The sequence below is a fragment of the Parabacteroides sp. AF18-52 genome (assembly GCF_003479145.1).
GTDB lineage: Bacteria > Bacteroidota > Bacteroidia > Bacteroidales > Tannerellaceae > Parabacteroides > Parabacteroides faecis.
In genome coordinates this window covers 109611-130953 of the sequence record NZ_QUGR01000004.1, presented here as the reverse complement: position 1 = coordinate 130953, position 21343 = coordinate 109611, and the positions used below count along the sequence as shown (strand labels likewise).

Here is a 21343-nt window from a genome sequence, read left to right as displayed (position 1 = left end):
TTAAATCGTATCTTTGAATTCATATAAAAACGGACAAACAAACAGTTCATATGAAGATCATCACATACAATGTAAACGGTCTGCGTGCAGCCGTTGGAAAGGGATTGCCCGAATGGCTCGGTGAGCAGCAACCGGATGTACTTTGCCTGCAGGAAACCAAACTGCAACCGGACCAGTTTCCGGCAGAAGCATTCGAGGCTCTGGGCTATAAAGCCTATTTATTCAGTGCACAAAAGAAGGGATACAGCGGCGTCGCCATCCTGACCAAACAAGAACCCGATCATGTGGAAACCGGCATGGGAATAGAGAAATACGATAATGAAGGACGCTTTATCCGTGCAGATTACGGCGATATCTCTGTCGTTAGCGTCTACCACCCTTCAGGAACCAGCGGCGATGAACGCCAGGCGTTTAAGATGGAATGGCTGGAAGACTTCCGGAACTACGTAGTAGAATTGCAGAAAACACGCAAGCAACTGATCCTTTGCGGCGACTATAATATCTGCCATGAGCCGATAGATATCCATGACCCTGTACGGAATGCGACCAATAGTGGTTTCCTTCCTGAAGAACGCGAATGGATGACACGGTTTCTCGATGCCGGATTTATCGACACGTTCCGTTTCCTGAATCCCGACAAGCAGCAATATACCTGGTGGAGCTACCGCTTCAATGCGCGCAAAAACAATAAAGGCTGGCGTATCGACTACTGCATGGTGAGCGAACCGGTAAAGCCGTTACTGAAAGAAGCCTACATATTGAACGATGCCATACACTCGGATCATTGCCCGGCGGTATTGGAAATCAAATAAAAGACAAGAAGAAATTGTATCAAAAGACGATATTTACCGGACGCAGAATTCTAAGACATCTGCGTCCGGTTTATTTGTTTTGATATATCTACTTAAACCTACTCCCGCCAATACTCCGGCTTATCCAACGCTTCAGCACATTTAACTTTCCCTTTGGGGAAATCTTTCGTTTTCGGGATGAGGAACTGATACATCCAACAATCTGCATAGATGCTTTCGATCGGATAAGGAGGCGGATAACCGGCCTCTTCTGCCTTTCCTATAAATCCGTGGCGGGGATAATATTCTTTATGCCCCAGAACAAATACCAACTCCACACCCATCTCCTTCAATATCCGACACCCTTCGCGGATCAATAAACCGCCAATTCCTTGCTTCTGATATGCTGGTTTTATAGCCAATGGAGCCAGGATATACACAGAAGGAGAAGGATTGGATCCCTCCAGTAAGGCCTTGGTGAAAAGAATATGCCCTATGGCTTCCCCCTGGTAACAGGCAAGTAGCGAAACAAATGGTTCGGCACTCGCATCTGCAAGCAGATCCTTCACCAGTCGAGCTTCGTCTTCCTCGCCAAAAGCAAGCCGTTCGACGTTCATTACGTCACTGAAATCGTCGGAAGTAGCCTTCCTAACATGTACGTCATTCAAATTCATGATTATTTATATTAATGGTTATTATGCTCCCTTATGGGAACACTTTATTCGTACAAAAAAGAAAATAAAAAGAAGGTTCGGATAAAGATATATATCCGAAAAAGAAAAGTGGCCAGCCTATAAAGAGTTATAGGCTGTTATTACGCACTTATAGATGTAGAATGTAGTGTTTTCAAAAAACTGTTTTTATAATTCGGGAGCAAATATAATAAAATAATCCGGTCAATAACGTTTCAGTGCCGGAAGAAGTATTTCTTCCATTATTTTATATCCATCCAAAGTGGGATGTACACCGTCCTTTGAATATTTCTCGGGCAATCCTCCCCTTTCATCAGCCAGTCGGGAATGATAATCGATATAAGTCAGCTTGTTACGATCGGCATAAGCCTTGATCATTTTATTCAGTTCGATAATTTTACCGGCAGGCTCCAAGCCTTTACGCCATCCGAATTCGTATGCGGGTAATACGGAACAAAGGATCGCATCTATATTATTAGCCTTTGCCAACTCAACCATAGAGATTATATTTCCGAGGATATTCTCCATTGCTATATATCCGTTATTCTGCGCGATGTCATTCGTACCGGCCAGGATCACGACAGCCTTAGGTTTCAGGTTAATTACATCTGCACGGAATCTGACTAGCATTTCTGCCGTTGTCTGTCCGCTGATGCCTCTGCCTATAAATCCATTTGTCTTAAAGAATAACGAATCGGTCGACCACCACCCATCTGTAATCGAGTTTCCCATGAAAACTACTTTGGAGGGAGTTTTCACTGTCTTGTTAGCCTCTGCGTAACGGCCAAACTGTGCCCAATCTTTCTGCTGGCCGAAAAGAGACGATGCAGTGAATATACATACTGCCAACATAAAACATTTCTTAATGTTCTTCATAATATGATTTTATTAAGTTCCAGAAGAAACAAAAGTAACGCTTTTATCTTTATCTTTGCAAAGAATCTAAATCAAAAACACGTCATATTCTCATGAAAAACTATTTCAGAAGAAATCGTTTCTTTATTCTGTCTGCTTTTTGGATACTTCTGTTTCATTCTTCCTTATATGCAATAGACGGAGCCGGTATGGCATTTAAGGTCAGTTTGTCGGGAAAGATTTATCATAAGTTTTCCTTTTTATTTGAAGAAGACATCCGCCCTAAATCCAATTTCAAGCAAGCAGAATGGTTTCTGACTACAGGGGAAGTCAACTATACATTCAATCCGTATGTAAAAGCCGGAGTGGCCTATATGCTGCTTTGCCAGTATAAAGCTTCGGAAGAATTACGCAATCGTTATTATGTGTATGCTTCGGCATCTTATCCGATCGGCAACCTTTCTTTCTCTTTACGGGAAAGATTTCAAAGTACTTTTAAGACGGGTGGCCAACATCCTAAAAATTATCTCAGGACTATGTTGACCGTTTCATACAAAATCGGTAAAACAGGCTTCTCCCCTTTCGTTTACGGAGAATTGTTCAATAACACCGGCCACCAAGGGAATATGTACACAGAGCGTATCCGCCTCTCTACCGGAAGCGATTATAAAATCAATAAGCAAAATGCGTTACAACTATATTACCGTTACCACATATTTAATGTATACGATCCTGTCAACTACAAACATGCAATAGGGCTGACCTATTCGCACAGATTCTAAAAAAATAATTACCTTTGCAACCTGAATAAATAAAAAGACATGATACGGAAAGCCCGTGCTTTCCCGAGTGCTTGATAAACCTCGTAAAAAACAAGAATTATGCAGAGAACAACTGTCACAATCCCGTTCATGCTGCTGGGTATTCTCTTTAATATATGCCTGGTAGCTTCCAATCTTTTAGAGACAAAAGTCGTACAGGTATTCGGCATCACCGCCACTGCCGGACTGATTGTATTCCCTATTTCCTATATTATCAACGACTGTATAGCCGAAGTATGGGGATTCAAGAAAGCACGTTTGATCATCTGGAGCGGGTTCGCATCCAATTTCCTGGTTATCGGATTTGCCCAACTGGCTGTTATGTTGCCTGCCGCCCCTTTCTGGGAAGGCGAAGATGGATTTAATTTCGTCTTCGGGATGGCGCCGCGCATAGCCATTGCCAGCCTGATCGCTTTCCTGGTCGGTTCTTTCCTGAATGCATACGTTATGAGTAAAATGAAAATTGCGTCGAACGGGAAACACTTTTCCGTACGGGCAATCGTCTCGACCTTAGTCGGTGAAAGTGCTGATTCTATGATCTTTTTCCCGATAGCTTTCGCCGGACTGATACCGGCTAAGGAACTACTGATCATGATCGGAACGCAGGCAGTCCTGAAGTCTTTGTATGAAGTGATAATCCTCCCGGTAACCGTCCGCGTTGTGAAATACATAAAGAAAGTAGACGGCAATGATGTGTATGATATAGGAACGTCCTATAATATATTAAAGGTGAAGGATATATAACTTCCAGACCAGCTTCGCTATCTCACCGAGACGGGATGCCTATGCTAGTTTATTGAGATAGCTAAGTCAATTGGCCAGGATGGCGAACTCAGCACCATAGCCATATAATGCTGGCAAAGCCACTTCACTTATTTAAACAGATACGACCAGTCTTCTCTGGCCTGGGGTGTATATGTACGGATACCCAGAGATTCTGCAGTACGGCAGTTAGGGACGGAATCGTCCAGGAACAGGGTCTCTTCGGGTTTTATCACAGCATCTTTCAATACATATTCAAAGATATCAGCATTGGGTTTCAGCATATTCAGCTCGTAAGAAAGGTAGATCTTATTGAAGAAATCCCCGGCATGGTGACCCTGATAAGCAAAGCTGTTCTTTTCCGCCCATTGCCAATGGATCTCGTTCGTATTGCTGAGCAGCATCGTGTTGTATTTCTTACGAAGTTCCATCAGCAGTTCCAGCTTATAAGCGGGAATATCGTCGAGCATGGCGATCCAGGCAGTATCGATCTGTTCATCGGTCAGATGCTGACGGGTCAGGTGGCGGATCCCATCCCTGAACTCCGTCGATGTGATAGTGCCTATTTCTATCTGCATGAACAAGTCCTTGCTGTTCAAAATACAATCGCGGACATTGGGTACACCAAAACTTTCAAAGGCCTCCACGCAACGGTTACGGGTCAGATTGATAATCACCCCACCAAAGTCTATAATCAAGTTTTTAATTCCATCCATACTTCATAATAATCTATTCACCAGCGTCTGCGACGTCTGTGATAACGCTTTTTCTGTTTATATTCACGTATTCTGCGGTAAAGTACCCAGACCAATAACAGGCCGAAGACGGCAAAGATCAACAAAACGATCCCCGTATTCAGGTTATCCCCTTTTACGCGGCTCCACATTTCCAGAACCAGTTCGGTCTCGTCGCCGAAATCACGGATCATGGCACACCGCTCCACCACCTTGTGGTCGGGATATTGCACCGGATTGATTTGGATACTATCGTTTCCGGGGCCAAAGAAATAGCTGAGGTTCGAGAACTCTTCAACCGTCGTGTCTATCTTTGCTTCCAGTATTTCGGGAGTAGCCACAGCACTCACATACCCATTGGCATCCATATTACGCAAAGCAATATCCGCACGACAAAGATAATCAAGAAAATAACTGGCAGCTTTTACATTACGGGCATATTTAGGGATCGCCCAGCCGTCATACCAGATATTACTGCCTTCCAGAGGGACTTCGTACCCCAGCTCGACACCGACAGCATCCGCCTCTTCCATAGCCCAAACGGCATCACCGCTCCAGGTCAGGTTCAGCCATGCTTTGTTCTTGGTCATCATCTCCTTACCGAAGTCGGCTTCCCATCCGGCGATATTGGGTTTCATCCGTTTCAGATAATCTTCTGCGATGGCGATGGCTTCCGGCGAGTTGTCGTTCATCAGCTGTTCTACCGTAACGGTTCCGTCGGCCAACTCTTTGGCATGGGCGTAGATAATAGCCGTTCCATAGGCATCGCGATAGCTGTCTTTCATCAGGATCTTGTTCTTATACCTAGGATTCCACAAACAATCCCAGGTCATTACTTCATCCTTCGATACAAACTTTTTATTATATAACAAACCGGCCGTTCCCCACATATAAGGAACCACATAGTCGGTCGTTTTCATACCCGGCTGGCTCAGTTTATTCAATTGTTCCTGAATATAGGGAGATATGTTATCCAGATAATCGGGAGTCTTACCGAAATTGCGGTCGATAGGAAGCAACAAGCCCTTTTTCAGCATTCGCTCGATAATATATTCGGAAGGACAAATCAGATCGAAATCTTCATGACCCCGTTCGATCTTGGTCAACATGATCTCGTTAATATCGAAAACCTGGTAGATAATGCGGATGTCTTCGCCTGTCTGTTCTTTATACCAGACCGGGAACTCATCCAGGATATCTTCATCGATATAATCTGCCCAGTTGTATATCTTCAATATTTTGCTGCGTTCCTTCTCCGTGCGTGCACAGGAAGACAAAACACCCAGACAAGCAACCAGCACACATATTATTTTAATCAGTCTATTCATTCTTCTATTCCTGTTTTTGACGCTACTTAGCGGATGATTTATCGGCTCTCTTATTGATCACGATCAGCAATACCAGTACGGTGACAAAGATGATCGTCGACAACGGACGCAGTTCAGGGGTAAGCCCTCCCTTCCGGGCATCCGCATAGATAAAGGTGGAAAGTGTCTCCAGCCCTTCGTTACCAATCGTAAAGATCGTAACGGCAAAATCATCGATCGAAAGAGTAAAAGCCAGGATAAAGCCACTGATCATTCCCGGACGAATCTCCGGCAGGATCACTTTACGGAGTGCCTGGAACGGGGTTGCTCCCAGATCGAGTGCTGCTTCATACACATTCTGGTTCATCTTTTTCAGACGCGGCATCACGCTCAATACCACATAAGGCGTACAAAAGGTGATATGCGCCAGCACGACAGTCGTGAATCCCTGGGAAACTCCCAGGCTGACAAACAGCAAAAACAGAGAAACACCGGTGATGATATCGGCATTCATCATCGGTATGGCATTCGTAAAATTCATTACCTGGCGCGGACGGGACCTCAGGTTAAAGATACCTACAGCCGCAATACTTCCCAGAATTGTCGAGATCGATGCTGCCAGCATAGCGATCGCAAATGTATTCCACAAAGCCCCTACCAGCGAGCGTTGCACACCTCCGGTAAACAGCGAACTATACAGTTTTGTTGAGAAACCGGTCCAGTTACCGAGCACCTTCGCCTCGGTAAAAGAGAAGATCATAATGATCAGGATCGGGGAATAAAGCAGGATAAGAAGCAGCCACAGGTAGGCTTTCGCCATTATTTTCGTCATCATATCACACCTCCTCCTTCATTTGAAGCATTATCTTCCTCATTGGTGAACAAGATCGTAATGCCGATCAGCAGCAACATGATCAGAGAAAGGGCGGCTCCATAGTTCCACATTCCGTTATTGATATTTTCCTGAACGGTCGTACCGAACAGCTTAATATTATTCATTGTCAACAACTCGGCAATGGCGAATGTCGATACAGTCGGCATAAAGACCATCACGATACCGCTCATCACACCAGGCATCGACAAAGGAAAGATTGTCTTCATAAACACCTGAAAAGGATTAGCCCCCAGGTCCTGTGCCGCCTCGATCAGGTTACGGTCCATCTTCTGCAACGTATTGTAGATCGGATAGATCATAAACGGCAGGAAGTTATACACCATACCGAAGATCAAAGCTCCCTCGCCCAGCGGCAGGTTCAGAAAGTCGAACAGAGCGACCGTTGCCAGCGTACGGATCAGGATGTTCACCCACATCGGCAAGATAAACAGTACGACCATTGTACGGGAAGTATTGAACCGGGCCTGGCTCAATATATAAGCGGCGGGATATCCCAGTATCAGGCAAACCAGCGTGGTTATAATAGCAATCCCGATCGAATAGACGAAGGTATTCAACGCCTCGGGATGCATCATAAACTTACGGAAATTGGCAAAGGTAAAGGCTCCTTCCGTATCTGTAAACGCATACAGGACGATCAGGAGCAACGGCATGACTACGAATACTGCCAGAAATAGTGCGTAAGGAATTGTCCAGTTCCTGCGACGCATGAAAAAAGCTGCAACTTTATTTATCACTTCCTTCCCTTTTAGTTATGAATAATACGTATATTTTCAGGGGCAATCCGGATACCGACACGGTCACCGTCATCCCAGACATCTGTCGTATCGACGAAAATATCTTCGTCCCAGTCTGTAAACACGGTCAGATGATAATGGTTTCCTTTATAAAGGATAAACTTCACTTCACCCGTCAGTGTACCGTCTTCCTCATTGTCTTCCAGAATGACATGACGGAAATCGACCTCGACTTTTACCGGAGTATCGCCTTCCACATCCGTCACTTCCTTACATTCAAAGGTTGTTCCCAGGAACTCGACATGCGTCGGATCGATCATTTTGCCTTCAAACGTATTGCAGACGCGCTCTTTCTTCATGACATGGATATCGAAAGGTTTCACCAGTAATCCAACCTCCTGTCCCGCATCGAAACAATGATAGTCCTGTACCATGAATTCATAACCTTCGGGAGTCTGTACCATCATTTCATAATGGACTCCTTTAAAGATAGAAGATGTCACCGTACCGGTCAGCATCGCCGCTTCCGACGGATCGAAAATATAGATATCTTCCGGACGGATCACGACATCTACCGGTGTCTGCTCTCCAAAGCCTTCATCGACACACTCAAAGTCATGTCCGGCAAAAGAGACTTGTTTATCTTTGATCATCAATCCGTTCAAGATGTTACTTTCACCGATGAAGTCGGCAACGAACGAATTGATCGGTTCGTTATAAATATCGATGGGAGTTCCGATCTGCTGAATACGGCCTTCACTCATAACGACGATCGTATCGCTCAGAGTCAATGCCTCCTCCTGGTCGTGAGTTACGTAAACAAAAGTGATACCGAGCGATTTATGCATTTCCTTCAACTCCATCTGCATATCCTTGCGCATCTTCAGGTCGAGGGCAGCCAGCGGTTCGTCGAGCAGCAACACTTCCGGTTCGTTCACGATGGCACGGGCAATCGCCACACGCTGTTGCTGTCCGCCCGAAAGGGAATCCACATCGCGGTATTCGTAGTCGGTCATACCTACCATCTTCAACGCCTGTTTGACCTTTTTCTCGATCACGGCAGACGGTAGCTTCTTCAGTTTCAGACCGAAAGCAATATTATTAAAAACGTTCAGGTGAGGGAATAATGCATATTTCTGGAACACCGTGTTGACCGGACGTTTATGCGGCGGCGTTTGCGTTATTTCTTTTCCTGCAATAGAGATCTCCCCTTCCGAAGCTGTCTGAAATCCGGCTATCAGACGTAACAAGGTTGTTTTTCCACAACCGGAAGGTCCTAAAATAGTAACAAACTCGCCCTTGCGGACAAACAAATTTACATCATTCAGCACGGCCTTGTCGCCAAAGAACTTGGAGACATGTTCCACACCAATAATGCAGTCGGACTTTTGCATAGATTTATCCCTTTTCCTTACAAGTTAAACATATAATCGCTTGCTTTCTTAAAAAGCGGCACAAAGGTATACAATTTAGGGGACATACAAAGGGTTTGGAGCGTTAAGAGATGGATATATATAAAGAACAATATCCAACTTTATTGGCTTCCCTTGGGCAAGACCAGGTTCAGGATCACTCCCAGCAGAGCCGCCAGGCCGATCCCCGCCATCGTAAATTCACCAAACTCCAGAGAGGCTCCGCCGATACCAAAGGTGAGAATCAACGAGACTATGATCAGATTACGGGTATCCCCCAGATTTGTCCTGTTCTGTATCAGACTATTTATACCGACAGCAGCAATCGTTCCGAACAACAACAGCATAATTCCGCCCAGTACGGCAGGCGGGATCGATTTAAGGAAAGCACTGACCTTGCCGAAAACGGAAAAGACAATCCCTGCCACCGCTGCAATACGGATAACGGCCGGATCCGTGATCTTCGTCAGCGATATAGCTCCGGTCACCTCTGAATAAGTGGTTACAGGAGGTCCGCCGATCAGCCCGGCAGCCACACAAGCTAAACCGTCGCCCAGCATAGTCCGGTGCAATCCCGGATCTTTCACAAAATCTTTGCCCGTCACTTCGTTAATGGCATATACATCTCCGATATGTTCTATGATCGGGGCGATCGTCACCGGGATCATAAAGATCACAGCTTCCCACGACAACTCCGGCTTGACGAACTGAGGCAACGCAAACCAGGGGGCCGCAATGATCGGCTCGAAGTCGATCACCTTAAAAAAGCATGCAGCAATATATCCGACGATAATCCCGCAGAAGATAGGAATCAGCTTGATCATCCCCCGTCCCAACAACGATGCCAGAACAGCAGTAAACAAAGCGATCAGAGCCAGCGGCCAGTTCTCTTTCGCCATATTCACACCCGAACCCGCCAACGACAGACCAATCAATATGATGACCGGCCCGATCACAACCGGCGGAAATAACCGCTTGATGAACCCGATGCCACGCCACTTCACCAACATGCTCATCAGTCCGTAGACAGCACCGACAGCCACCAGTCCCGACATTGTCCCCGGTAAACCATATAATTCAGTCGCTTTAATGATGGGTGCCACGAAAGCGAAGCTACTTCCCAGAAAAATCGGCACTTTCCCCTTTGTTACCAAATGAAAGATCAATGTTCCTAATCCGGCAGTGAAAAGGGCTGTCGAAGGATCTAAACCCACCAGTAGAGGGACCAAGACGGTGGCACCAAAGGCTACAAAGAGAAATTGAACGCCTACTACCGTCTTTTGAGCAGGGCCCAGTGATTTTTTGCTGTCCATTGCGAAATAAAAGATTATATTTGCACAAATATAATCAGAATAATCCAAACGCTAAGAAAGAATATGACACAGAATAATTTTCATAAGGAAACAGCTTATTTCGCTTCCGGCTGTTTTTGGGGAACACAATACCATCTCGAAAAAGTAAAAGGTGTAGACAGTACGCATGTCGGCTATATGGGTGGAACTCTTGATAATCCGTCCTATCCCGAAGTAAAAACCGGTACTACCGGCCATGTGGAAACAGTGGAAGTGATCTTTGATCCGTCTCAAACCAGTTTCGAACAATTAGTACGTCTTTACTTCGAAACACATGATTTTACACAGGTTGGCGGACAAGGACCGGATATCGGCAGTCAATACCGTTCGGTTATCTTCTATTGCAGCGAAGAACAGAAAGCGATCGCAGAAGAATATATCAGCAAATTATTCGGAATGGGATTTAAAGTGGCTACGGCATTAGAACCTGCCGGAAAGTTCTGGATCGGGGAAGATTATCACCAGCATTATTACGACAAAAAAGGAGAAACTCCTTACTGTCATATTTATCGAAAGATATTCCATGACTGATTCCATTCCCTTCGGAAGAAAATAAAATTCCTCTCGGATGAAATATAATTTTCATCCGAAAGGAACTATAAGAATGTATTTATCAGAAATTCCTCTTTTCGTCGATAATATATTCGGGACGCGCCTTGATCTCATCAAAGAGAATCCCGACATACTGCCCCAGGACACCCACCGTCAGCAACTGAACGCCGCCAAAGAAAATAACCGATGTCATAATGGAAGTCCAGCCACTTTCCGCATTACTGAACCCGTATATCTTCCCGAGCGTAAACCAGGCAGCCAGAACGATACCGACCACGACGGCTATAAAACCTAAACTGGTGGCCAGACGAAGCGGTTTCTTGGAAAAATACAACATGGCTGTCGAAGCGAACTTCCACATCTTGCTGAAAGGATATTTTGTCTCGCCGGCAATACGTGCTTCCCGTTCATAGTAAAACGGTACTTGTTTATAGCCGAGCCAACTTATCAGCCCTCTGATGTATTTACCCCGTTCCTGGAAACGATCGAACTGATCCATGATCTTCCGGTCGACCATACGGAAATCACCCGTATCCAACGGAAAACTGACATCACTCATATAATTGAGCAAACGGTAAAAGGCTTTTGCCGTAAACTTCTTGAAAAGACTCTCACCTTCTCTCGACCTACGCACACAATACACGACATTGGCATTTTCCTTCTCCTGCAGTTCCAGTATGCCGGGGATCAACTCCGGAGGATCCTGCATATCGGCATCGAGTATAACGGCCAAATCTGCATCACAATTATTGATACCGGCAGTAACCGCCGGCTGATGTCCGAAATTTCTGGAAAAATGGATTACCTTCACATGCGGGTCGGAGGCGGCAATGCCATCCAGCAACTCCCGGGTTTTATCCCGGCTTCCGTCATTTATATAAATGATCTCGGTATCGATGGGCATGGACTGCAAAGCAGCTTTCGTACGGCGATAGGATTCACCGATGACTAACTCTTCGTTGTAACAGGGAACTATGACTGCGAGCTTCTTCATTTCCGTTAAGCCTTAAAGGTATAAAACTTGTTTATTAAAAAATTGATCGCTGTATAGAAAACCATACCTATTAAATGGTTGTAATAATGATCGATCGTTAACTGGGAATTTAATAGAAGTACCAGCCCGTATTGCAGGACATAACATACCGCAAACGCAATACCGAAGCGGATTGCACCTTTCGTCCACCCGGTAGAACTTCCCTTGAAAGTCCATTGCTTGTTCCAGATGAAACTATTCAGCAATCCTGCTACATATCCCGTTAAATTAGATAAACCTTCCCGACATCCGAAGAGTTTCATCATCACCCAGATAACAGCCATTGTTATCAAGGTGTTACTCACCCCTACCACGCCATACTTAATGGCTTGTTTTACTGTTTCCATTCTTATTTATAATATCAGTAATCTCCTGCTGCGTAAGTTCTTTTACGTTCGTTATCGTAAAGATATCCGAAAGGAAATCACCGTACTGATTACATTCATTGATAACCCTGTCGAGAGTTAACTTGATGTCTGCACGCACCGGTATCAAAAATACCAGTTCCACATATTGTTCACCGATCGTCAACCGTTCTATCTCACAGTCTGCCTGCGGCAAAAAGTAAGCGAATTCACGTTCGATCACTTTACGCTGATAGTCCAGAAAAGGGTTCCTGTCCTTGGACAACATCAATACGTAAAAGCGCAATTTTTCACCTTTGCCTCCCAGCCCTGTTGAAATATATATTTGTTTCTCATCCGACAATTCCGACTCCAACGAGATACGGCTTTCCATCAAAGCCATATATGCCCAATTGCTGACATCTTCATCGGGATGCTGCACATAATCTTCCAGCATCCGATAGGCCTTCACTTCCTTTGAAGTGGCTAACATGGATAAAATATATTTCTTATAATCGGTTGTCGCCTCCGGATTAGACAGACTTTCGCGGAAGGCTGTATAATCCATATCATCCAAATCTTGCTTCACTTTGCCTTTACGAACCTGTTCGGAATATTTGAAATATTCCATCTGAAGTTCTACCGGAACACGCTGTTCTAAAATATGGAAATGTCCGTCCATCTTACTAAAAGAGTCACGGAACCTCTTGAATACATCGCCTTCTTCTTTCATAGACCTGTTTTTTTAGTTATATACTATACCCAATAAACAAGAAACTAAGACAAAAGTAAGGCTTTTTCCCGATATTTTTGGTATTATCGTACAAAAACGGGGATAAAGGCCCATAAAAAGCACTCTATCCCCGGATTTCTTTCAATTACAAAGTATCAGGCACCCGCGTAGATGAGGAAACCCAATCCTATGACAAAAAAGATAAACATACCCAGATTCAAATAATCGGAAGATTTAGGTGCTCCCCGGAACTCATGCCAAACCAGGATCCCCCATAAGGCGGAGACTAACGTCGCTCCCTGCCCTAAACCATAGGATATTGCCGCTCCTGCCTTTTCGGATGCGATCATACTGAATGATTGCCCGACACACCAGATCACACCTCCCAATACTCCGACAAGATGAGTCCGGATATTGCCTTTGAAATAACCGCTTATGGAGACAGGCGCACCTTCCACCGGCTTCTTCATCGCGATCGTATTGAACAGGAAATTACTGGCAAAAACCCCCAAAGCAAAAATGAATACAGCCGTATAAGGTGTCAGCTTTCCGGCTGCCGGAGAGGCAAAATTATCCAGGTCCATCGAAGCAGCTACAAAACGGTAGAAGAAAGCCATAATCACACCGGCGGCAACAGAAATAAAGATACCTTTACCGGATACTTTCTTCGATCCGACCAGGGCTTTTTTATAAGCCAGGCCATTCAATATAATGGCAACCGTGATCAAAGCTACACCTGCAAAGATATAGGACGGTTCTCCTTTTGCCGCACCGAAATAATTGATCAGCACGCCCAGCACCAAGGCTAACCCAACTCCCACTGGAAAAGCGACGGACATTCCGCATATAGCGATTGCCGCCGAAAGCAGAATATTGGAAGCATTGAAAATAACACCTCCCAGAAAAGCACTGCCTATATTGTTCCAGTCCGCCTGTATCAGGTCGGGCAGAAAACTGCGCCCTTCCGAACCAAAACTACCCAGGGTAAAAGCGGAAAGGATGGAGAATAAAAGTACTCCGATCACATAATCCCAATAAAAGAACTCGTACCTCCATGTTCTGGAAGCCAACTTCTGTGTGTTTCCCCAGGAGCCCCAGCATAGCATGGTAACGACACAGAAAACGATTGCTAAAGTATAACTTTGTACGATAAACATAACTTTTCTATTTTAATACAGGTTGATGCATCATATAATTATCCAGCAAAGCTGCCATCTGGCTGGCCGGAACTTTTTCGATCAGCCGAAGGTCCCGGCCGTTCTCATCCGGGATCCAGGTGTTGCTGCCTTCTTCATCGATTACCTTAAAGATTCCCCGTTCTACGTTATAGTACGGTTCATAACCTTTGATCGCAACCAGAACCGCCGTCAGGTCCCAGCTCATCCGACCGTCCGGATCGCCTTCTGCAAAACACTGTGCATAGGTGTCTTTGACAGGACTATTATCTATATCGGATGCCACCAGTTTCTTCCCGGTAAAAATGACATTACCGATCTCAAAGCCACTGAAAACGATCTCTGTAGGCCATTGTTCGGCAACTACTTTCGATGCCGGTGTGTCACAAAGCACATTAAACTCACGTCCCTGCGGGAACAAGCCAGCCATCGCCACGACTCTTTTTACCTTTTTAGCAACCAGTTCCTTTCCTGATAACGGGCTGTATTCATCACCGACAGAAAGCAGCAGGTCCTTCAGATTCGTGAAAAAGCCGACAGTACAAATGACAACGCTGCCATCCGGTTGCGAACTTAATATTTTACGATATACCTGGACTGCATCCGGAGCGTCCGATGTCCTTTTGGTCTTATGCGGATATTTAGCCGGTAATATCTCCGTCCATTTTATTTTATGACCGGAAGTCATTGTTACACCACCTTCGCTTTTAGGTGCTCCCAACGGAATATCAGGGCGGTTGAAATATGTATTCAACACCTCTATACAAGGAATAACCAACTCATCGTGGTTAGAAGACAAGGTTGCGAGTATATTCACATAACCGCTGTCGGCTAGTGCATGCATAACAGCCATCGCCCCTACGTCGTCGTAATCAGGGCCCAAATCGGTATCCAGAATCAGATTCACTGGTTGTACGGCAGCTTCCTGCGTTGCTTTCTTCGCTGTTCCGTTACAGGCGACCAGCAGGGATAATACACAGATTAACAAAAAGGATTGTTTCATGATAAGACATTATTGATGGTTTATTTTCAACGGGGTATCGGAATAAACGATAGCTTCTCCGAAATTAACGGATGCATTCGGTTGCGGATTCAGCCACTTGAAAGAGACTGTATGCGGTTTCTTCGGCAACTGATATTTCCAGAACAATTCATGGCGGCGCGTAATATACGAAGCAGGCAAGTTGGCTGTTTCGACCAACTCCCCGTCCATATACATTTCCACACGGGCCACATATTCATTATTATTCGACTGCACATGTCCTTTAAAGACAATACCGGTTCCTTCAAATCCGACATTTCCCACATCGGCAACACGCTTATTGACACCGATACGATCTACAGGATACAAGCCGTCGAATGCTTTCTCCAATTTCACAGGGACAGGCTGCTGGCAGGAAATAAGTACCTGGTCTCCTTCTATCTTTCCTCCATTCCGTTCAACGACCTGCAAAGCCTGATCGAAACTCATCCGATAGGCCTTATTAAGCGAAATCGTTGTATAGGCAAAATCCATATCCTCCACTTCTTTCAGGTTCTTCAGCCAATAGTCAGGGATTTTACTGTATCCCAGCACTGTACCTAAAATACCTGCAGCAGAAGCCGGGTTACAATCGGAATCCTGACCGCAACGGGTAGCAATATCCATTGTTTTATAGAAGTCACCTTCGCCATACAACAGGCCGATCACAATATAGGCACTATTAATCACCGCATCAATATTGAACGGGACAAAAACACCGTCCGGACAACCGACATCTTCACTCCATTTCTTTTCGCATTCAAACCAAGTCCGCTTCCAGTCATCCGGAAATTCTTTATGCCAACGGATCACATCGTTCATACATTGATAGTAACGGCTCTCCTTTGGTATAGTTTTGAGGGCTTCGGTAACGATAAACCCGATATCATCCGAAACAAATGCCAGCGAATACATGGCTCCTACATAAACACCTCCATACCAACCGTCACCATAATTCATGATATGACCGATCTTATCCGAAATTTCAGAAGCGGTATTCGGCATTCCAGGAGACATCAGACCGGCATAATCGGCCTCGATCTGGTAATCCAGGTCATCCGCATGCGGGTTATTCAGCCAATGACCGGAAGCCGGAGGCATGATACCCTGCAAAATATTATACCGTGCAGCCTGGTTGGCATGCCACAGCATATATCCGGCTTTTGCAAATGCCATCGCAAACGAATCGACCGGTGCATCCAATCCCAAACGGTCGAAGACATCCACAAAGGTCAGGTCCATATAGACATCATCATACAGACCGGGATTGTTCTCATACCACCATTTGATATAGCCGTCCGGCCAGGAAATAGGGACATAATCCTGTATCATCGTCCCGTTATAACGAAACTCCGTCGGTCCTCCGTACGTACAACCGATCGTTTGTCCGGCCCATCCTCCTTTGATTTTATCCATCAGCTTCTCCTTACTGATGGCTATTTCCGACGGTAAGACGATTTGCTTTCCGGCAGACGGTTGTTCCGAACAGGCTACAGTTCCCAACAGGAATAAACAGCCGGATAAAATAGGTACAATCAGATTTTTCATAATTAGCAGATTATAATGTTTACTCAAATATATCGACTTCACTCCGGTAAGGGACAGAAGATTGTGCCCCGACCCGGGTTACCGAGATTGCCGAAGCCTTACAAGCAAAACGGACTGCCTCCAATTGACTCCGTCCTTCCGATAAAGCAACAGTCAGTGCACCGTTAAAGACATCACCGGCAGCGGTTGTATCCACGGCTTCCACTTTCAGAGCCGGTACAAAATCCGCTTCCTCAGCACCATACACCAATGCTCCTTTCGAACCCAGCGTAATGATAACATTCTCCACTCCCATTTCAGAAAGTATACGGGCTGCCTTAACTGCCGATTCCCGGTCGGTTATCTTCACACCGGAAATCATTTCAGCTTCCGTCTCATTTGGGGTGATCATGTAGAGATGTTTCAGTAATGAAGGAGATAATGGATGCGCCGGAGCAGGATTCAGTATCACTTTTTTATGTTTGCGATAAGCTATTTCCGCAACATACTCGACTGTTTCCATCGGAATCTCCAACTGCATCAGGACAATATCCGCCTGATCGATCGCCTCTTCCGCTTTTGCCAGGTCGGTCGGTAATAAATTGGCATTTGCTCCCGAGGCAACAACGATACAGTTTTCGGCATGATCGTCCACGGTAATCAAAGCGACCCCGGAAGGATGCTCCGAATCAGAAAAGATATACGAGGTATTGATGCCTTCTTCCTCAAAAAGTTGTTGCGACTGATGACCGAAAATATCACTGCCCGTTTTACATATAAAAGTGACGGAAGCTCCCAAACGGGCAATAGTGACTGCCTGGTTGGCCCCTTTACCACCGGGGTTCATAAAGAATGTCCCTCCCACAATGGTTTCCCCCGGACGGGGAAGATGTCCGGCTTTGATAACCATATCCGTATTGCTGCTACCAACCACCAGGATATTATGCCGGTCTAATTGTTCAGTGTCCATATCTATAAAATTTAAAGTCTGCAATGAAGCGATACAAATATAACTTTATATTCTCTACTATTCTATGAATAATTCGAGTATACAGATAAACCCAAATCTAAGATTTATTTCTACTACAGAACAATAAATCACTAATAAACAAATGAATATAATTCACAAAACAAGTTATAAATCTTCCTATTACCAAGAGTAAAACAAGAATAGAAAAAACATTTTTACAGTCTTCATATGAAAAAGTTTATTTAATTTCGTCGTGCAACAGGAACTAATATCCTGAAAGAACAATCCGATACAGATATGAAATACACAAATCCGGATCATCTGATCCTGCTTATCCAATCACTTACCAAAGCGGAAAAAAGATATTTCCGCCTGTACGCGAATTTGCAAAGCGGTGAAAAGAACTATCTCCTTCTGTTCGACCTGATCAATAAAGGGACCTCCTCCGAGGATATCTGTAAACTTTACTGTCAGGAACAGAGCAAAGGTAACTTTGAGATGGCAGCAAAACATCTTTACCGGGTGATCATGGATTGCCTGGCCCATCTACGAAAGAAAGAAGATGTACAGACAGCGATCTTCGACCATATCACCAAAGCCGAGATACTTTTTGAAAGGGAACTCTTCGATGCCGCTTTCAGCCAGTTGGATAAGGCCAAAAGCCTGGCAGTGACTTATGAGAACGACCCTCTTCTCCTTCTCATCCGGAGAACAGAACTGAAATATCTCAGTTCGCTTGGCTTTAAGGAGATTTCCGAAAGGGAGTTAGTCAGTAAGCAGATGAAAATAAACGACATTATGAAGTATTCAAGAAATACGAACCTTCATCTGCAACTATATGATATTCTAAAGCACCGCATCACCTATAAAGGATATGTCCGGTCGGACAAACAGAAAGATAACCTGAACGATCTGGTATTGAGCGAACTCAATCTGATAGCCAATAGTTCATATAAAGGTTTTGAGGCCAAGAAACTACACCTGCTGTTCCAGGCGGCCTACTATCTGAATACGGGTAATTATAAATCAGCGATCCGCTTTTATCAGGAACTTATCGCTCTTTTTGAATCGAACCAGCATCTGATCCTTAATCCTCCGATCTATTATCTAAGCGCAATAAAGGGTGTACTGGACAGCCTCCATACAGCAGGTTTATATAAAGAAATGCCCTTCTTTATCGAACGGTTGAAAAAGATACAACAAGGCAACTACGCAACCGAATTTCTTCTGGAAATAAGTGCTTGCATCTATCAATACGAACAGGCTGCTCTGATAAATACAGGGAAATTGGAAGAGGCACTCCACCTATCGGAAGAAAACGAAGACAGCTTATTCAAAAAGGTCGGTTTACTCAGGCCGGAAACACAACTTAAATTGTATCTGAATACTGCGATCCTTCATCTATGTCTGGGAAATCCCGGTAAAGCACGTAAAAGCATGAAGAAGATATTCAGTGCTGGCAAACAATTTTATGCGTTACCATCTTATAAAACAGCACGTCTGATCAACCTCCTTATACAGGCGGAACTCGGGGATTACAGTTTCTTTGAGAATGAGATCAACTCCATCAAACGAAATATGCGTTATGAAAAACAGACGTACCAGACAGAGAAACTTTTGTTCCGCTTTGTCATGGGGTATCCGTTGCCATCTTATGAGAAAGCCCGGAATAAATTGTGGATGCAATTCCAAAGAGAAATAACGAAAATCAGGCAGGATAAATACGAGAAACAGTTACTTAAAACATTCGATATCCTTTCCTGGATAGAAAGCAAACTGACCGACAAAGCGTTTGCAGAGATACTGGTGGAAAGGAATACGGGGTTACAATAACCAGTAACTCCGTATTTCAGAAACCCGAAAACATATCATTTCCCAATTATGTTCTATCTTTGTAACAACGATATGGGAAAATACTGGCAAATTCTTAAACGATATAAAGTGGGATTGTTGATCAGCCCGCTTCTTGTACTGATCACTGTGCTGTGTGAAACGGTTCAGCCGATGTTCATGGCTGAAATCATTGACAATGGGGTCATGCCGCGTGACCTGTCGGTTATTACCCGGATCGGGACCTATATGGTGTTGGTATCCGTCGGGGGATTATTGGTCAGTATTGTGAATACTTACATTTCCTCCCGCATCGGAATCGGCTTCGGTACAGATCTACGGGGAACACTTTTCAATAAAATACAACAACTATCCTTTTTCGATATCGACAAATTCAGTTCAGCTTCTCTTGTCACAAGGCTTACTAGCGATATATCCCGCATACAGCAGATCGTTCTGATGTCGATGAGACTTTTATTACGCTCTCCACTGATGCTCATCATGGCCGTTTTCTTTGTCGTCAGCATCAATAAACAACTGGCATTGGTTCTGATAGCTGCTATCCCGATCCTCGGAGGAAGTGTCTACCTGATCCTGAGTAAAGGATTTCCTTATTTCCTGAAAGTACAACAGAAAGTAGACCAACTGAATGGCGTAGTCAGGGAAAACCTCATCAATATCCGTGTCGTCAAATCTTTTGTCAGAGAAGATTTTGAGACGGATAAATTCGTCAAAAGCAGCGAAGAACTGCGCGATATGGTTATCCGTGCGTCCAACATCGTCGTTTCCATCTTCCCGGTCATGCAGTTAGTCATGAATTTATCCATACTGTCCATCCTTTGGTTGGGCGGACAAAAGGTGATGGATGGCGAGTTGAAGGTGGGCGAACTGATCTCATTCGTGAATTACGTCTTTCAGGTACTGATGTCTCTGATGATGCTCTCAATGGTCATTATGTCGTACTCCCGCGCCTCCGCTTCCTCTAAACGCATCATGGAAGTGCTCAATACGGAACCCTCCCTGACAAACACCCGGGAAGGGCTTCAAAACAAACACCGGGTAGAGAAAGGAGAAGTGACATTTAATGATGTCAGTTTCCGTTATATCGGTGGAGAAAATGACATTCTACAGCATATCAGCTTCCGGGCCGAACCCGGCGAAACGATTGCGCTGGTCGGTGCTACCGGCTCTGCTAAAAGCTCCCTGGTACAACTGATACCACGGTTATACGATGTTACTGCCGGAGAAATCCGGATCGACAACATCCCGATAAAAGACTATAACCTGGATGAACTTCACCAGGGGATCGGCATGGTCCTCCAAAAAAACGAGCTATTCACCGGAACGATCGTCGAGAACCTCAGATGGGGAAAACCCGACGCATCGATGGAAGAGATAGAAGAAGCCACCCGTGCCGCCGAAGCACACGATTTTATCCAGTCCTTCACGGACGGTTACAATACGTTGCTGGGACGCGGAGGCATCAATCTTTCCGGCGGACAGAAACAGCGTATCTGCATCGCCCGTGCGTTGCTCCGTAAACCTAAGATACTGATCCTGGATGACAGTACGAGTGCTGTCGATACGGAAACAGAACTGAAAATACGGAACAACCTGAATGCGTTGTTACACGACACGACTGTATTTATCATCACCCAGCGGATCAATACGATGCAATCGGCCGACCGGGTGATCGTACTCGAAGAGGGCGAGATCAACGCCATAGGAACTCCGGATGAATTGATCGAAACATCTACCGTTTATCAGGAAATCTATCATTCACAACAAGTATTATTATAG

21 protein-coding genes are annotated in these 21343 nt (G+C 44.9%); 6 read left to right on the top strand and 15 right to left on the bottom strand.

Going from position 1 to position 21343, the window contains the following annotated elements; translation table 11 throughout:
• Nucleotides 1–50: 50 nt before the first annotated feature.
• Nucleotides 51–812: an exodeoxyribonuclease III gene (locus DWX23_RS09215; protein ID WP_122354893.1), complete on the top strand. Its 762-nt coding sequence runs from the start codon at nt 51–53 to the stop codon at nt 810–812.
• A 98-nt stretch (nt 813–910) separates the two neighbouring features.
• Here the strand turns inward: DWX23_RS09215 and DWX23_RS09210 are convergent, their stop codons facing one another.
• Both DWX23_RS09210 and DWX23_RS09205 read right to left on the bottom strand, forming a co-directional pair.
• Nucleotides 911–1465, bottom strand: coding sequence for a GNAT family N-acetyltransferase (locus DWX23_RS09210; protein WP_122374261.1), 555 nt, complete (start codon nt 1463–1465; stop codon nt 911–913).
• Nucleotides 1466–1687: 222 nt separating this feature from the next.
• Complete coding sequence (locus tag DWX23_RS09205; protein ID WP_122362521.1) at nt 1688–2359, bottom strand: SGNH/GDSL hydrolase family protein; 672 nt, start codon at nt 2357–2359, stop codon at nt 1688–1690.
• Between the two features lie 92 nt (nt 2360–2451).
• On the opposite strand from DWX23_RS09205, the gene DWX23_RS09200 reads away from it, so the two are divergent.
• Together DWX23_RS09200 and DWX23_RS09195 are read left to right on the top strand one after the other, a co-directional pair.
• Nucleotides 2452–3120, top strand: a complete 669-nt coding sequence (locus DWX23_RS09200; RefSeq protein ID WP_122374260.1) for a DUF2490 domain-containing protein — start codon at nt 2452–2454, stop codon at nt 3118–3120.
• Nucleotides 3121–3219: 99 nt separating this feature from the next.
• Nucleotides 3220–3903, top strand: a complete 684-nt coding sequence (locus DWX23_RS09195) for a queuosine precursor transporter (RefSeq protein WP_122374259.1) — start codon at nt 3220–3222, stop codon at nt 3901–3903.
• 128 nt (nt 3904–4031) lie between these two features.
• Here the strand turns inward: DWX23_RS09195 and DWX23_RS09190 are convergent, their stop codons facing one another.
• The 6 genes from DWX23_RS09190 to DWX23_RS09165 form a co-directional block, all read right to left on the bottom strand.
• Nucleotides 4032–4637 carry an HAD family phosphatase gene (locus DWX23_RS09190; RefSeq protein WP_122374258.1) on the bottom strand — a complete coding sequence of 202 codons (606 nt, stop codon included), beginning with the start codon at nt 4635–4637 and terminating at the stop codon, nt 4032–4034.
• Between the two features lie 17 nt (nt 4638–4654).
• Nucleotides 4655–5983, bottom strand: a complete 1329-nt coding sequence (locus DWX23_RS09185) for an ABC transporter substrate-binding protein (RefSeq protein ID WP_122354909.1) — start codon at nt 5981–5983, stop codon at nt 4655–4657.
• Nucleotides 5984–6005: 22 nt separating this feature from the next.
• Entirely contained in the window at nt 6006–6797 is a 792-nt protein-coding gene (locus DWX23_RS09180) for an ABC transporter permease (RefSeq protein WP_122354911.1), read from the bottom strand.
• Nucleotides 6794–7567 (bottom strand): ABC transporter permease, encoded by a 774-nt coding sequence (locus DWX23_RS09175; protein ID WP_122354913.1) that lies wholly within the window; start codon nt 7565–7567, stop codon nt 6794–6796. The genes DWX23_RS09180 and DWX23_RS09175 overlap by 4 nt, the downstream gene beginning before the upstream one ends.
• A gap of 38 nt (nt 7568–7605) precedes the next feature.
• Nucleotides 7606–8988, bottom strand: a complete 1383-nt coding sequence (potA, locus tag DWX23_RS09170; RefSeq protein WP_122362526.1) for a polyamine ABC transporter ATP-binding protein — start codon at nt 8986–8988, stop codon at nt 7606–7608.
• 140 nt (nt 8989–9128) lie between these two features.
• Complete coding sequence (locus tag DWX23_RS09165; RefSeq protein WP_122362527.1) at nt 9129–10319, bottom strand: uracil-xanthine permease family protein; 1191 nt, start codon at nt 10317–10319, stop codon at nt 9129–9131.
• 63 nt (nt 10320–10382) lie between these two features.
• Between DWX23_RS09165 and msrA the strand changes: the two genes are divergently transcribed.
• Nucleotides 10383–10889: a peptide-methionine (S)-S-oxide reductase MsrA gene (msrA, locus tag DWX23_RS09160; protein ID WP_122374257.1), complete on the top strand. Its 507-nt coding sequence runs from the start codon at nt 10383–10385 to the stop codon at nt 10887–10889.
• 82 nt (nt 10890–10971) lie between these two features.
• On the opposite strand, the gene DWX23_RS09155 is transcribed toward msrA, so the two are convergent.
• The 7 genes from DWX23_RS09155 to rbsK all read right to left on the bottom strand — a co-directional run bounded on the left by DWX23_RS09155 (nt 10972) and on the right by rbsK (nt 17713).
• On the bottom strand, nt 10972–11904 hold the full coding sequence (locus DWX23_RS09155) for a glycosyltransferase family 2 protein (RefSeq protein ID WP_122374256.1): 933 nt from the start codon (nt 11902–11904) through the stop codon (nt 10972–10974).
• Nucleotides 11905–11909: 5 nt separating this feature from the next.
• Nucleotides 11910–12290 (bottom strand): GtrA family protein, encoded by a 381-nt coding sequence (locus DWX23_RS09150; RefSeq protein ID WP_075557103.1) that lies wholly within the window; start codon nt 12288–12290, stop codon nt 11910–11912.
• Nucleotides 12265–13020 carry a hypothetical protein gene (locus DWX23_RS09145; RefSeq protein WP_122354923.1) on the bottom strand — a complete coding sequence of 252 codons (756 nt, stop codon included), beginning with the start codon at nt 13018–13020 and terminating at the stop codon, nt 12265–12267. Before DWX23_RS09145 ends, DWX23_RS09150 begins: the two co-directional genes overlap by 26 nt.
• A 155-nt stretch (nt 13021–13175) precedes the next feature.
• Nucleotides 13176–14177 carry a GRP family sugar transporter gene (locus tag DWX23_RS09140; protein ID WP_122374255.1) on the bottom strand — a complete coding sequence of 334 codons (1002 nt, stop codon included), beginning with the start codon at nt 14175–14177 and terminating at the stop codon, nt 13176–13178.
• Nucleotides 14178–14184: 7 nt separating this feature from the next.
• The gene (locus DWX23_RS09135) at nt 14185–15198 is read right to left on the bottom strand and encodes a nucleoside hydrolase (protein ID WP_122374254.1); all 1014 of its coding nucleotides are present in this window, start codon (nt 15196–15198) and stop codon (nt 14185–14187) included.
• 9 nt (nt 15199–15207) lie between these two features.
• The gene (locus DWX23_RS09130; RefSeq protein WP_122374253.1) at nt 15208–16764 is read right to left on the bottom strand and encodes an ADP-ribosylglycohydrolase family protein; all 1557 of its coding nucleotides are present in this window, start codon (nt 16762–16764) and stop codon (nt 15208–15210) included.
• A gap of 19 nt (nt 16765–16783) precedes the next feature.
• A complete protein-coding gene (gene rbsK / locus DWX23_RS09125; RefSeq protein WP_122374412.1) occupies nt 16784–17713 on the bottom strand; it encodes a ribokinase in 930 nt (309 codons plus the stop codon).
• Nucleotides 17714–18010: 297 nt separating this feature from the next.
• Between rbsK and DWX23_RS09120 the strand changes: the two genes are divergently transcribed.
• Together DWX23_RS09120 and DWX23_RS09115 are read left to right on the top strand one after the other, a co-directional pair.
• The gene (locus tag DWX23_RS09120) at nt 18011–19546 is read left to right on the top strand and encodes a hypothetical protein (RefSeq protein ID WP_122374252.1); all 1536 of its coding nucleotides are present in this window, start codon (nt 18011–18013) and stop codon (nt 19544–19546) included.
• 72 nt (nt 19547–19618) lie between these two features.
• Nucleotides 19619–21343, top strand: coding sequence for an ABC transporter ATP-binding protein (locus tag DWX23_RS09115; RefSeq protein ID WP_122374251.1), 1725 nt, complete (start codon nt 19619–19621; stop codon nt 21341–21343).